Source organism: Acinetobacter lactucae (assembly GCF_013122135.1).
In the GTDB taxonomy this organism is placed as follows: domain Bacteria; phylum Pseudomonadota; class Gammaproteobacteria; order Pseudomonadales; family Moraxellaceae; genus Acinetobacter; species Acinetobacter lactucae.
In genome coordinates, this window is the sequence record NZ_CP053391.1 from 3,767,248 (window position 1) to 3,780,245 (window position 12,998).

Here is a 12,998-nt window from a genome sequence, read left to right on the forward strand (position 1 = left end):
TACCTTTTACAATGCTTACTCAACTTTCTTCACACCATTACCACACGCTTAAAGTGTGGTATTTGGTTCAACACTCTTTAGTCAGCTTTAAAAAAATTGTCGATTATTTTGGTAACTGCGAAAAAGCAGTCCAACCAGTTAATTTGGTACAGTGGTCAAATCTTGGTTTACATGCTAATCATTTAAAACGTGTAGCTGAATTCCAAACTGCTCAAGGTCAAGCTCAGTTTGAAAAACTGATTCAGCAGATCCATCAGCATACTGACTTTATTTTAACGGCAGATGACTCAGGCTATCCCACTCAATTATTACCTTATACTGATCACCCCCCTATCATTTTTGGAAAAGGTCAGGCACAAGCCTTATTACAACCACAAATTGCGATTGTGGGTAGTCGAAAACCAAGCCCGCATGGTCGTCAGGTTGCTTATGATTTTGCCTACTACTTAAGTGAAAAAGGATTTTATGTAAGTAGTGGCTTGGCATATGGGATTGACGAAGCTGCTCATCAAGGTGCTTCAGTACATCAACGCACAATTGCTGTCACAGGAACAGGTCTAGACAGTACCTATCCTGCTCAGAATAAAAAACTTGCAGAACATATCTTGGCTCAAAACGGCGCCATCATTACTGAGTTTTTACCCGGTACACCACCATTACAGCAGCATTTCCCACGTAGAAACCGAATTGTTAGTGGTTTGAGTTTAGGAGTACTCGTCGTAGAAGCGACGTTAAAAAGTGGCTCTCTCATCACAGCGAATAAAGCTGCTGAGCAAGGTAAAACCGTATTTGCTATTCCTGGTCATATTTACAGTGAGTTTCATCAAGGTTGCCATCAACTCATTCGTGAGGGAGCAATTTTAGTCGATCATCCTGAACAGATTATTGAAGACCTTGCTTTACCTACCCAATGGCAAAGTCAGCAACAAGGCTCAACTGAGGAAGCAATAGTTTCTAGTACCTCAGAAATTCCTGAGCATTTAGTTAATCTTTATCAGTCTTTAGATTGGGTTGGACAAGATATTGACCAGCTTGTTTTGCATCACTCTCAACCTGTGGCAGAACTCACCTCTTCACTGATGGAACTAGAACTACTCGGTTTATGTATGCAACAATCAGGGTTGTATTTACGTTGTCGTTCTTAGTACTGAAGCGCACAATAGCAATTCTGTCTGATTGAAAGGAAGAGTATTACCATGATTACCACCTCAGTTACCGAAGCAGCCGAATGTTTACAACAAGGTCAAGTTTTGGCATATCCAACTGAGGCAGTTTGGGGCTTAGGTTGTGACCCTTTTAATGAGCAAGCTTTTCAAAAGATTCTTGAATTGAAACAGCGCCCTATTGAAAAGGGCGTCATTTTATTGGCTGGCCATATTAGCCAAGTTGAACATCTGCTAACTTCTCTACCTCAAACCACTCAACAAGAAATTATTGATGGTTGGACGAATCATCAACCTTCGGAAAGAGCAACAACTTGGCTATTACCTGCTGGTGAACATATTCCTTCATGGATTAAAGGTGAGCATCCACTTGTTGCTGTTCGAGTCACCACGCATCCTTTATGTGTAGCATTGTGCAATGCTTTTCATGGATTTATTGTCTCGACGAGTGCTAACCCAAGCGGGCAAGAACCTGCTCATTCACTACAAGATGCCTGCCAATACTTTGGTTCACAATTAAACTATCTCAATGGTGACTTAGGCCAAAGTCAGCAACCAAGTAGAATTATTAATGCTCTCACTGGAGAGATTATTCGCGCCTAATTTCGAACAAAAAAAAGCTCAGTTATATAGGGATAACTGAGCATAAAAAAGGATGGGTATATACCACATCCAGAGGGTTTGGATATCTGTGGAACGAAAGATGATTTGCCAAAAAAGCACGTCCTTCGTAGTGGCCGCTATTATGTGGTAAGTGATCAAATGAGAGAAATATATTATTTCTCTAAAAAAAAGCATGAAAAGTGTAGGGAATTTACAGTTTTTTGCCTATAAATTAAAATTATATTAATATTTTTACTCGGCTTTTTTAATATTTATATTACAACCTATTTTTATAAACTATTTATAAATCATATAGAAAAACTTTAACTAAGAAAAAATTGGCATATTTTCATCAGTTTTTTTAAAAATATGCCATAGTTTTTCTCTCGACTTTAGTTTTGTTCTTGCATTAGTTCACTCTTTTTGGGACTCACCTTCTTCTGAGCCATAATGATACCAATTAAGATAACAATCCCACCTAGCGTGTGATAAATGGTCCACTGCTCAGACAACCAGATACTTGCAATAACTGCTGTAAAGACAGGCACCAAGTTCATAAAAATACTTGTTCTATTAGGACCGAGTTGTTGAACAGCTAACATCCAAACTAACGGCGCAATGAGTGAAGCAAATATACCAGCATAAATAGCGCTTGGCGCATTTTCTACATTTAAAGCATCGAGTCCAAACCAAAGAATTAAAGGAATATGAAATATTACAGAAAATCCAATCTGAACATATAAGCTTGTCATAATTGGCAGAGGCAACTGCCATTTTTTCAAGAAGACCCCATAAAATGCATAGAAGAATACGGCAATAATCATTAATGCATCACCAAGATGCCCGCCACCACTTAATAGCTTATTAATATTTCCTTGGGACATGACATAGAGCAAACCCGCAAACGACAAAATACTGCCAAAAACTGCAAAGCGATTAGGCACATCTTTTAAAATGGCAAGCGATACAAAGATCGTAAAGATAGGGATAAATGCATTCACAATTCCCATATTGGTTGCACTGGTATAATGGGCAGCTGTATAAGCCAAACCCTGATAAAGCACCATCCCAAATGCACTTAACACAGCAAGCTTAGGTAAATATGGTTTTACGAGTTGTCTTTGTCTCCAAACAGGCAAAAACATAAATGGAGTCAAAATAATAAAAGCAATTAACCACCGATAAAAACTAATGCTTACCGGAGAGATATAATCCGAGACATAGCGGGTGACTACGATATTTAAAGACCAAATCAATACTGCCAAAATGGGAAAAATAAACGCCCATTTGTGATATTTCATGACCTGACTCATAGCAATACACCATCTACAAAAGAGATTTTATTTTGAAGAATGTCTTAATAAATTGAAATATCGTATTTCCGACATTGATATTGAACTTAGGACATCATCTTTTTTTAGAATAATGTCCAAGCTTTCATGGCATGCTCTACAACTTTATGTAATTGCTCAGTACTGGCGCCGTCTCTGGCCTGAATGGTAAGGCCTTGAATGACCGTAGCATAAAAATCTGTCATTTCCTGTAGAGGAGCATTGGCAGATAAATCACCCTGCTCGACACCTTGTTTGAGACGCTCCAATAATTTTTCTTTGGTCTTTATGCGTTTATCCAATAGGTTTTGCTGCACATCTTGAGTGGCATCAGAGCAGTTCATAGCAGCAACCACCAACATACAACCAGCTGGTTTATTGGGTTGAACTAGTCGTTTTACATTATCATAAAGATATAATTCAAAAGCGATTTTTGCTGTTTTTGCTTCCAAAAAGATGGTCTCAATAGGACACGCCTCATGAGCCAAATAGTAATCAATACTTTTATAAAACAGCCCGGCCTTATCACCAAAGGTACTGTAAAGACTCGGTGCTGTAATTTCTAAAGCTTGCGTTAAATCACTAATAGACGTTGCTTCGTAGCCATGCTCCCAAAAGAGCAACATAGCTTTCTCTAAAACCTGTTGTTCATCAAAGCATTTTGGACGCCCACGCTTCTTTTTTAGCGCTTCCTCAGTAACAACAAGATCTGTTTCATGCCTATTTGTCATAAAGATCACATCTATTTTTATAACAATCATTATTAAATTAATTGACGTTCGATTTTTTATCAACTATTTTATTTTCATAATGATCGTTAGTTAATTAATAAATTGCCTTTCTTTACTCCAAATTTAGCCAAGTAAGGATCTCCTATGGACCAATCTTCTATTTCTAAAGCGCGACCCACGGCCTCCACTCAAGGGAGCTGGTTTGCTATTTTGGCTGTTTCTATCGCAGCATTTGCCTTAGTTACAAGTGAATTTTTACCTGTTGGTGTTCTAAATAGTGTCGCAACAGATTTAAATATTTCTGTAGGTACGGCAGGCCTCATCATTACCGTACCCGGCATTATGGCAGCAATTGCGGCACCTCTATTACCAGTATCTGTAAAACAACTAGATCGGCGTTATGTGCTTATCTTGCTGACAGCTATTATGGTGATTGCCAATACCATTACCGCCTTTGCTGAAAACTTTCATGTTTTATTGTTGAGCCGTTTAATTTTAGGTATTTCAATTGGTGGTTTCTGGGCGACAGCAATTGCTTTAAGTGAAAAATTAGCTCCTTCGCATCTTCCTATTGCTAAAGCAACTGCGGTCGTGATGGCAGGTGTAACTTTTGCTACAGTTTTAGGTGTGCCTATTGGAACTTGGTTAAGTGAATTTTATGGCTGGCGTAGTGCTTTTGGTATTACGGCAGGCATTGGCTTAATTGTTTTAATCTTACAATTAATCTTTTTACCTAAACTTGTACCAGACTCGGCAATTCACCTGAACGACTTACCAGCACTATTACGTACGCCCAAAGCACGTAGTGGTATGTTAATTGTCTTACTGATTGGACTTGCTCATTTCTGTGCCTATAGCTATTTAGCCCCTTTCTTTAAAAATATTGCCGGTTTTAATGGCACAACCATTAGTTCATTATTATTGCTCTATGGAATTGCAGGTATTTTCGGAAATGCTTTTGCCGGATATAGTGGCAACCTAAATGTCCGTTATACATTAGCTTTTGTCGGTACATGCTTTGCAATCGTATTTTTCGGATTCCCTCTTTTTGCCATTCATGAATTTGGTGCTATTGTCTTAACAGCTTTATGGGGCTTCGCATTTGGCGCTTTCCCTACCTCAGCAAATATCTGGATGTTTGTACATGCACCAAATGCAGTTGAAAAAGGTATGCCACTTTTTGTAGGTATGTTTCAGGTGATGATTGCGACAGGTTCATTATTAGGTGGATATGTAGTTGATCATTTCAATGAAAATACTTTAATTTATGGCGTATTAAGCTTTGTTGCCCTAGCATTACTAAGTACATTTACCTTAGCAAAAGGTTTAAATAATCCTAAAGCGACTTGTGAAAATTAAAATATTATTCAGAGTAAATAAATGAAAAATGAGGACCAACAATTTTCTTTATTGAACAGTATAGAAGTTCATGAATTTCTATACCAAAAAGAAGATATTGTTCGTCCTCATGCATCTCTCTGGGGAGATTTTAATTTCAGTTTGAATGGCATTTTGGAAATGCAAGTAGAGGAACAAATCTACTTATCTCCTCCAAGCTATGGGCTTTGGATTCCTCCTCAAACAGTTCATCAATCTACTCATATCGATCATGAAATTCACTATATCTGTATTCGACTACATCCTAGCCTCTGTTCTATTTTAGGTGACGTCTGTAAATGTTTTAGTATTCAGCCTTTCTTTCGAACCTTAGTTTTACAAATTTTGGAACAGCAAAAACAAATCGAAAAACCTGAATATTTAGAACATCTTTTACAAGTTTTATTCGATCAACTTAAACAAGCTCCCGCATATTCACACTATTTACCTCAAACGCGTCATCCTGTTTTATTGCCTATACTAGAAAAACTCTCAGACCCATTACTTTTTGATCACTCTTTACAGCAGTTGCTACAAAATTTCTCGGTCAGTGATCGCCACTTATTACGTTTGAGTCAACAAGAGCTTCAGCTTTCGTTATCGGAATGGCGTAACCGAGCCAAAATTGTTTATGCCATTCATCAGATCCGCCAAGGGACATCCATTAAGCGTTTAGCTTACGATTTAGGTTATCAACATAGCTCAAGTTTTATCGAGTTTTTTAAACGTTATACAGGGCAAACGCCTATACAAATTAGAAATAACTAGAATTTAGTTTATCTTTAAAAACTTTTTCTTTTTTGAACACGAATATTATTGCACTGCCCATCAATAGCAGTTAAAACAAATGCGTTACTTGATATCAATTACAATCTTTAGGAAAGACTCATGACACAATCTGTATATCACATTCCAGTAAAAGCCATTTCAGGCGAAACGGTTGATCTTGAACAATATAAAGGTAAAGTTTTACTTATTGTAAATACTGCTTCTAAATGTGGTTTAACTCCACAATACGAAGGCTTAGAAAAGCTTTATCAAGCCAAGAAAGATCAAGGTTTTGAAATTTTAGGTTTCCCTGCAAACAACTTTAAGGAACAAGAACCAGGTTCTGATGAAGAAATTCAACAATTCTGTTCATTAAATTACGATGTTCACTTTCCTTTATTCTCTAAAGTTTCTGTTGCAGGTGAAGATAAGCATCCACTTTATGCAACTTTGACATCAGCTCAACCAGAACGTACTGGTGAAGGACCTTTCCGCGAACGCTTAGAAGGTTTAGGTATTCCAACTAACCCTGCTCCAGAAGTTTTATGGAACTTCGAAAAGTTCTTAATTAATAAGAATGGTGAAGTCGTGGCTCGCTTTGCTCCGAACCTAACAGCAGACGATGAACAAATCGTTAAAGCAGTTGAAGCAGAGTTAGCAAAATAATATTTTTAAACGTGAAAAAGGGCGTTTTATACGCTCTTTTTTATGCTCTCCTTAAAGTGTTGTTCGTTTGCAAAAATACAATCTTTCTTCATATTTTATGCCTATAGTATTTATTTGCTTTAATTAATGTTGTTTGTAGTTATGAAAAAAGTTTTACAGGGCGCATTTCTTCCTTTTGTAATTTTTGCCTCAGGCATGCTTTTACTCGGGTGCGATCAGGCACAAGACCATGCTACCGAACAAGAAAAGACTGAAATCACTGAACAGGCAGCTGACCAGACTCTTGAGCAACAAGAGGTAGATACTGCACCCAACAAAACCGAACTTAAAAGCGGTAATATTTTTTATATGGTCCGCGACGCTGCTAATTTACAGCTTAAAGCGGGTGACTATGTTGAACAACTTAAAGATACTCAGCTTGATGTTGAACAAGCCATCCAAGATAAAAATCAGAATGAATTAAAAACTACAGTCACTACGTTAAAACAGCAACTAGAAGGTTTAAATCAAGCACTTTTGACTTTAGATATCAAAAGTCAGGAAATTGAGAATATTCGCCAAAGTTTATTACATGCCAACCAACAAGCTCTTAGCATGCCATTACTCAATGGGAAATTAGATCAAATCAATTTTGACCAAATTGAAAAACAGCTTAATACCATTCAAATGGATATGGTGAAGCTTGCGGCCATGATTATGGCAGGAGATGAAAAGTCAGATTCAAAAACTGAATCTTAAAAAACAATTTATAAAAAAAGCCACCGTAAGGTGGCTTTTTTTATAAATTAATTGGTAAGTGCTATGGTTGATTTGCTACATTTTCCAATCTCAGCCAGACGGTATTCACTAATTGCTTTCTGACCTTGCGTGTCATCGACTAGTTTCAGATTGGCTCCCCCGACAAAAACACCAGGTTTAATATATTGCTGTACGAAATAATTTTTCCCTGCTTCAGTTTTAAATTTCAAATGATTTGGAGAAAACTCTGATTCAGTTGAAACAGTATGCTCTTGATTGCCTGAAACCTCTTTATAGAAGAATATACCACGCGCTGTTTCCCCTAAACATTCTCCATCTACCCACACATCTTTTTTCAAAGCACTACCGACTACATTATTAGAACGGTATACATAAATTACCGCATTTCCATTTGTAGGAGCTGTCAATTGTTTTGCTTGCTGAGCTAATTGCGGATTGGCCTGTGGTACAGATGCACATCCAACAAAAGCTGTAGAAACAAGAATAGGTAACCAATATTTAAATTTCATCTTAAGTTTCTCTTATTTATCATGATTTAAGTTTTGAGATGCAAATTTACATTAAAAATATATTATTTTGAATAAAAATATTAATTTTTTTCTACTTAAAAAATTATAATAAAAAAGCCACCTTACGGTGGCTTTTTTAATCTCAAACCGGCAATTAAAGTGCGCGGTTTTTGATTTTACGGATAGTTTCAAGCTGTGCAGCTGTTTCTGCCAAGGCAGCCAACGCAGCAGCTGAGTCCAAATCACTCTTTTGGTTTGCAAGCAATTGTTCAGCATTTTTACGTGCTTCTAAAATTGCCGCTTCATCCAAGTTGTCAGCACGGATTGCAGTATCTGCAAGAACCGTTACAACATGAGGTTGAACTTCTAAAACACCGCCAGATACATAGACGATTTCTTCTGTACCATTTTCCAACTGAACACGAATCGGGCCCGGTTGAAGCAAGGTTACAAGTGGAGCATGTCCTGGCAAAATACCAAGCTCACCACCAGCCCCTTTCGCGATTAACATCGTTACTGCGCCAGAGTAAATAGACTCTTTAACACTTACGACATCACATTGCATAGTCGCCATGAGATGATCTCCTTAAATTAGAGTTTCTCAGCTTTAGCAATCACTTCGTCAATACCACCAACCATATAGAACGCTTGTTCTGGGATGTGATCGTATTCACCAGCTAATAGACCTTTAAAGCCACGAATCGTTTCTTTAAGCGGTACTAATTTACCAGGAGCACCAGTAAACACTTCAGCTACGTGGAATGGTTGAGAGAAGAAACGTTGGATTTTACGCGCACGGTAAACAACCAATTTATCTTCTTCAGCTAACTCATCCATACCCAAGATTGCGATGATGTCTTTAAGCTCTTTATAACGTTGCAATACGTTTTGTACTGCACGCGCAATTTCATAGTGCTCTTGACCAACAACTAATGGGTCTAACTGACGTGAAGTTGAGTCAAGTGGATCGATCGCTGGATAGATACCAGAAGATGCGATGTCACGGCTCAATACTACTGTTGCATCTAAGTGAGCAAATGTAGTTGCAGGAGATGGATCTGTTAAGTCATCGGCAGGTACATATACTGCTTGGATCGATGTGATCGAACCAGATTTAGTAGATGTAATACGCTCTTGAAGAACACCCATTTCTTCTGCAAGTGTAGGTTGGTAACCTACCGCAGATGGCATACGACCTAACAATGCTGATACTTCAGTACCCGCAAGTGTATAACGGTAGATGTTGTCGACGAATAATAATACGTCACGACCTTTACCATTTTCATCTTTTTGATCACGGAAGTATTCAGCCATAGTCAAACCAGTTAACGCTACGCGTAAACGGTTACCTGGTGGCTCGTTCATCTGACCGTAGACCATTGCTACTTTGTCAAGAACGTTAGAATCTTTCATTTCGTGATAGAAGTCGTTACCTTCACGAGTACGCTCACCAACACCAGCAAACACAGATAAACCTGAGTGAGCTTTAGCGATGTTGTTGATCAACTCCATCATGTTAACGGTTTTACCAACACCAGCACCACCGAATAAACCAACTTTACCACCTTTTGCGAACGGGCAAAGTAAGTCAATTACTTTAATACCAGTTTCTAAAAGGTCAGTAGAAGCTGCTTGTTCAGCATAAGAAGGTGCTTGACGGTGAATCGGCAAACGCTCTTCAGTCGCTACAGGACCTGCTTCATCGATAGGACGACCTAAAACGTCCATGATACGACCAAGCGTAGCTGGACCTACTGGAACAGAAATCGGTGCATTTGTGCTGGTTACATTAAGGCCACGTTTAAGACCTTCTGTAGAACCCATTGCGATGGTACGAACAACACCATCGCCAAGCTGTTGCTGAACTTCTAATGTAGTTTCAGTACCGTCAACTTGGAGAGCGTCATAGATCTTAGGAACGCTATTGCGCTCAAACTCGACGTCGATAACCGCGCCGATGATCTGAATGATACGACCGCTACTCATTGCTGTCTCCTCAATTCAAACTTAATAATGTTAAACGGCAGCGGCACCGCCAACGATCTCGGAAATTTCCTGAGTAATCGCGGCTTGACGCAGCTTGTTGTAAATGAGTTGTAGGTCTTTAATCAATTGTCCTGCGTTGTCTGTCGCTGCTTTCATGGCGACCATACGAGCTGACTGCTCACATGCAACGTTTTCAATCACACCTTGATAAACCATAGACTCGATATAGCGAACCAACAAACCATTTAACAATTCTTCTGCTTCTGGTTCGTAGATATAGTCCCAACCATAAGTACGGTTGAGATCATCGCCTTCTTCTGCTGGTGCTAAAGGAACAAGTTGTTCTACTTTAGGCTGCTGAGTCATTGCATTAACGAAGCCATTTGATACGAGATAGATACGATCTAATTCGCCTTTATCAAATGCATCAAGCATAACTTGGACTGAGCCAGTTAACTGTTCCAAACTCGGCGCATCGCCAAGTTGGGTAGTTGCACCGAGCACTTTACCGCCGTAATTCTTAAAAAACGAAACCGCTTTTTGACCAATTAAAGCAAATTCAACTTCAATTGACTGCTGTTGTTGTGCTTTGACATGCTGCACAACTTTCTTGAACAAGTTAATGTTCAAGCCACCTGCCAAACCACGATCTGAAGACACTACGATATAGCCAACGCGCTTAACCGGGCGATCAACCATATAACGGTGTTTGTATTCAGGGTTTGCTTGTACCAAGTGAGCAATTACACGGCGCATATTATCGGCATACGGACGGCCCTGAGCCATGCGCTCTTGCGCACGACGCATTTTAGAAGCAGCTACCATTTGCATCGCGCGAGTAATCTTTTGCGTGCTCTTGATACTAGCTACTTTGGCGCGAATTTCTTTTAAATTTGCCATACGCTTAACCTAGTATTCGAAAGCTCTTTCGAGCTTCCGAAGGTTGATCCGTGAACCAAACTTAACTAAAACTAAAATTAGTAAGTTTGAGTCGCTTTAAAGCTTTCAATACCTGCTTTGATTGCTGCTTCGATGTCTTTGTTATAGTCACCAGTTTCATCGATTTGTTTCATCAACGGAGCATATTCTGAGCGGAAGTAAGAAATTAACGCAGCATCAAAGTCTACGATTTTCTTAACTTCTACGTCAGCCATGTAGCCTTCGTTAGATGCATAAACAGAAACAGCTTGGTCAGCAATTGAGTAAGGAGCATATTGTTTTTGCTTCATTAACTCAGTTACACGTTGACCATGTTCAAGTTGCTTACGAGTTGCTTCGTCAAGGTCAGAAGCGAACTGAGCAAACGCAGCCAATTCACGGTATTGTGCTAAAGCGGTACGGATACCACCAGACAATTTTTTGATGATCTTAGTTTGAGCAGAACCACCAACACGAGATACAGAGATACCCGCGTTCACAGCAGGACGAATACCTGCGTTGAATAATGATGTTTCTAAGAAGATCTGACCGTCAGTAATCGAAATTACGTTCGTTGGTACGAATGCAGATACGTCACCTGCTTGAGTTTCAATAATTGGCAATGCAGTTAAAGAACCAGTTTGACCAGTTACTGCGCCATTAGTGAATTTCTCAACGTAGTCAGCAGATACACGAGAAGCACGTTCAAGAAGACGTGAGTGAAGATAGAATACGTCACCCGGATACGCTTCACGACCTGGTGGACGACGTAAAAGTAATGAAATTTGACGGTAAGCAACAGCTTGCTTAGACAAATCATCATAAATAATAAGAGCGTCTTCACCGCGGTCACGGAAGTATTCACCCATTGTACAGCCAGAGTACGGAGCTAAGTACTGCATTGCAGCAGGATCAGCAGCCGCAGCAGCGACAACAGTTGTATACGCCATAGCGCCAGTTTCTTCTAGCTTACGTACAACGTTTGCAATTGTTGATTGTTTTTGACCAATCGCAACGTATACACATTTAATGCCAGAGTTTTTCTGAGCGATAATCGCATCGATCGCCATCGCTGTTTTACCAGTTTGACGGTCACCGATGATCAACTCACGTTGGCCACGGCCAACAGGAATCATTGTATCAACTGATTTATAACCAGTTTGAACAGGCTCATCTACAGATTGACGCCAAATTACGCCTGGTGCTACTTTTTCAACAGCATCAGTTAATTTCGCATCAATTGGGCCTTTACCATCAATTGGGTTACCCAAAGCGTCGACAACACGGCCAAGAAGTTCAGGACCAACCGGAACTTCTAATACACGACCTGTACAACGAGCTTTTTGACCTTCTTGAAGGCTTAGGTAGTTACCTAAAACAACGGCACCCACTGAATCCTGTTCTAGGTTCAGTGCCATACCAAATAAGCCGCCGTCGAATTCGATCATTTCACCGTACATTGCATCAGCAAGACCGTGAATGCGCACGATACCGTCGGATACCATAACAATGGTACCTTCGTTTTTAGCGGTCGCGCTGGTGTCCAGATCTCCGATACGCTGTTTAATGAGCGCACTGATCTCGGATGGATTCAGTTGTTGCATTGCGCTATTCCTCAATCTTTTATTAGTTCAGTCTTCATCATTTGCATTATGCAAGAAGACGAGTACGCATTTTTTCAAGCTTGTTAAGCGCAGAATCATCTATCACTTGATCGCCTGCACGAATTACAACACCTGCAATAAGCTCAGGTTTAACTTCAACTGAAACAGTTACAGTACTGTTAAAACGCTTTTCTAAAGCAGATTTCAACAGTTGCTCTTGTTCAGCAGTTAATGGGAAAGCCGATTCAATCACGACATCCACATTGTTGTTATTCTGTGATTTAAGCTGTTCATATTCTGCTTCAATTTCAGGTAACAACATTAAACGATCGTTATCTGCAAGAAGTGTCAAAAAGTTAGACACTGCTTGAGATTGATCTTCACCTAAAACTTTAGCAAAAAGCTTCACTTGCTCCGCAGGAGTAAGTTCAGGGCGATTTAAATAAGCGGAAAATGCTTCGTCTTGCACCGCAGCACTGAGCACTTGTAACGCATTCGACCAATTGTCTGTTGCACCTTGCTCAGAAGCATAAGCAAATGCTGCTTTGGCATACGGACGTGCCAACGTCAAGAGTTCAGCCAT

14 protein-coding genes are annotated in these 12,998 nt (G+C 39.5%); 6 read left to right on the plus strand and 8 right to left on the minus strand.

Translation table 11 applies throughout. The annotated features are described in order from the left end of the window. Positions 1-11 precede the first annotated feature (11 nt). Together dprA and HLV59_RS17615 are read left to right on the plus strand one after the other, a co-directional pair. The gene (gene dprA / locus HLV59_RS17610) at positions 12-1,145 is read left to right on the plus strand and encodes a DNA-processing protein DprA (RefSeq protein ID WP_171430469.1); all 1,134 of its coding nucleotides are present in this window, start codon (positions 12-14) and stop codon (positions 1,143-1,145) included. 51 nt (positions 1,146-1,196) lie between these two features. Further along, on the plus strand, positions 1,197-1,766 hold the full coding sequence (locus tag HLV59_RS17615; protein WP_016144056.1) for an L-threonylcarbamoyladenylate synthase: 570 nt from the start codon (positions 1,197-1,199) through the stop codon (positions 1,764-1,766). A 392-nt stretch (positions 1,767-2,158) separates the two neighbouring features. On the opposite strand, the gene HLV59_RS17620 is transcribed toward HLV59_RS17615, so the two are convergent. Together HLV59_RS17620 and HLV59_RS17625 are read right to left on the minus strand one after the other, a co-directional pair. Beyond that, positions 2,159-3,079 carry a DMT family transporter gene (locus HLV59_RS17620; protein WP_171430470.1) on the minus strand — a complete coding sequence of 307 codons (921 nt, stop codon included), beginning with the start codon at positions 3,077-3,079 and terminating at the stop codon, positions 2,159-2,161. 104 nt (positions 3,080-3,183) lie between these two features. After that, on the minus strand, positions 3,184-3,837 hold the full coding sequence (locus tag HLV59_RS17625) for a TetR/AcrR family transcriptional regulator (protein WP_081409505.1): 654 nt from the start codon (positions 3,835-3,837) through the stop codon (positions 3,184-3,186). Between the two features lie 135 nt (positions 3,838-3,972). Here HLV59_RS17625 and HLV59_RS17630 point away from each other — a divergent pair, with 135 nt between their 5' ends. The 4 genes from HLV59_RS17630 to HLV59_RS17645 all read left to right on the plus strand — a co-directional run bounded on the left by HLV59_RS17630 (position 3,973) and on the right by HLV59_RS17645 (position 7,377). Next, positions 3,973-5,187 carry an MFS transporter gene (locus tag HLV59_RS17630; protein WP_171430471.1) on the plus strand — a complete coding sequence of 405 codons (1,215 nt, stop codon included), beginning with the start codon at positions 3,973-3,975 and terminating at the stop codon, positions 5,185-5,187. A 21-nt stretch (positions 5,188-5,208) separates the two neighbouring features. Continuing rightward, the gene (locus HLV59_RS17635; RefSeq protein ID WP_171430472.1) at positions 5,209-5,973 is read left to right on the plus strand and encodes an AraC family transcriptional regulator; all 765 of its coding nucleotides are present in this window, start codon (positions 5,209-5,211) and stop codon (positions 5,971-5,973) included. Positions 5,974-6,093: 120 nt separating this feature from the next. Then, positions 6,094-6,639 carry a glutathione peroxidase gene (locus HLV59_RS17640; RefSeq protein ID WP_171430473.1) on the plus strand — a complete coding sequence of 182 codons (546 nt, stop codon included), beginning with the start codon at positions 6,094-6,096 and terminating at the stop codon, positions 6,637-6,639. Between the two features lie 141 nt (positions 6,640-6,780). Then, complete coding sequence (locus HLV59_RS17645; protein WP_125699635.1) at positions 6,781-7,377, plus strand: hypothetical protein; 597 nt, start codon at positions 6,781-6,783, stop codon at positions 7,375-7,377. 47 nt (positions 7,378-7,424) lie between these two features. Here the strand turns inward: HLV59_RS17645 and HLV59_RS17650 are convergent, their stop codons facing one another. The 6 genes from HLV59_RS17650 to HLV59_RS17675 all read right to left on the minus strand — a co-directional run bounded on the left by HLV59_RS17650 (position 7,425) and on the right by HLV59_RS17675 (position 12,998). Beyond that, positions 7,425-7,907 carry a DUF2846 domain-containing protein gene (locus tag HLV59_RS17650; RefSeq protein WP_031947106.1) on the minus strand — a complete coding sequence of 161 codons (483 nt, stop codon included), beginning with the start codon at positions 7,905-7,907 and terminating at the stop codon, positions 7,425-7,427. A 154-nt stretch (positions 7,908-8,061) separates the two neighbouring features. After that, entirely contained in the window at positions 8,062-8,481 is a 420-nt protein-coding gene (locus HLV59_RS17655) for a F0F1 ATP synthase subunit epsilon (RefSeq protein ID WP_002114076.1), read from the minus strand. Between the two features lie 17 nt (positions 8,482-8,498). After that, positions 8,499-9,893: a F0F1 ATP synthase subunit beta gene (gene atpD / locus HLV59_RS17660; protein WP_002114045.1), complete on the minus strand. Its 1,395-nt coding sequence runs from the start codon at positions 9,891-9,893 to the stop codon at positions 8,499-8,501. A 30-nt stretch (positions 9,894-9,923) separates the two neighbouring features. Continuing rightward, on the minus strand, positions 9,924-10,793 hold the full coding sequence (gene atpG, locus HLV59_RS17665) for a F0F1 ATP synthase subunit gamma (RefSeq protein WP_002114131.1): 870 nt from the start codon (positions 10,791-10,793) through the stop codon (positions 9,924-9,926). 77 nt (positions 10,794-10,870) lie between these two features. After that, positions 10,871-12,415: a F0F1 ATP synthase subunit alpha gene (gene atpA, locus HLV59_RS17670; protein WP_002114049.1), complete on the minus strand. Its 1,545-nt coding sequence runs from the start codon at positions 12,413-12,415 to the stop codon at positions 10,871-10,873. A gap of 46 nt (positions 12,416-12,461) precedes the next feature. Next, complete coding sequence (locus HLV59_RS17675) at positions 12,462-12,998, minus strand: F0F1 ATP synthase subunit delta (RefSeq protein ID WP_002114070.1); 537 nt, start codon at positions 12,996-12,998, stop codon at positions 12,462-12,464.

Bases quoted from the DNA above. Each gene is read 5' to 3' on its own strand.
- dprA (WP_171430469.1), top strand. From the start codon at position 12: ATGCTTACTCAACTTTCTTCACACCATTACCACACGCTTAAAGTGTGG.
- HLV59_RS17615 (WP_016144056.1), top strand. From the start codon at position 1,197: ATGATTACCACCTCAGTTACCGAAGCAGCCGAATGTTTACAACAAGGT.
- HLV59_RS17620 (WP_171430470.1), bottom strand. From the start codon at position 3,079: ATGAGTCAGGTCATGAAATATCACAAATGGGCGTTTATTTTTCCCATT.
- HLV59_RS17630 (WP_171430471.1), top strand. From the start codon at position 3,973: ATGGACCAATCTTCTATTTCTAAAGCGCGACCCACGGCCTCCACTCAA.
- HLV59_RS17635 (WP_171430472.1), top strand. From the start codon at position 5,209: ATGAAAAATGAGGACCAACAATTTTCTTTATTGAACAGTATAGAAGTT.
- HLV59_RS17640 (WP_171430473.1), top strand. From the start codon at position 6,094: ATGACACAATCTGTATATCACATTCCAGTAAAAGCCATTTCAGGCGAA.
- HLV59_RS17645 (WP_125699635.1), top strand. From the start codon at position 6,781: ATGAAAAAAGTTTTACAGGGCGCATTTCTTCCTTTTGTAATTTTTGCC.
- HLV59_RS17650 (WP_031947106.1), bottom strand. From the start codon at position 7,907: ATGAAATTTAAATATTGGTTACCTATTCTTGTTTCTACAGCTTTTGTT.
- HLV59_RS17655 (WP_002114076.1), bottom strand. From the start codon at position 8,481: ATGGCGACTATGCAATGTGATGTCGTAAGTGTTAAAGAGTCTATTTAC.
- atpD (WP_002114045.1), bottom strand. From the start codon at position 9,893: ATGAGTAGCGGTCGTATCATTCAGATCATCGGCGCGGTTATCGACGTC.
- atpG (WP_002114131.1), bottom strand. From the start codon at position 10,793: ATGGCAAATTTAAAAGAAATTCGCGCCAAAGTAGCTAGTATCAAGAGC.
- atpA (WP_002114049.1), bottom strand. From the start codon at position 12,415: ATGCAACAACTGAATCCATCCGAGATCAGTGCGCTCATTAAACAGCGT.
- HLV59_RS17675 (WP_002114070.1), bottom strand. From the start codon at position 12,998: ATGGCTGAACTCTTGACGTTGGCACGTCCGTATGCCAAAGCAGCATTT.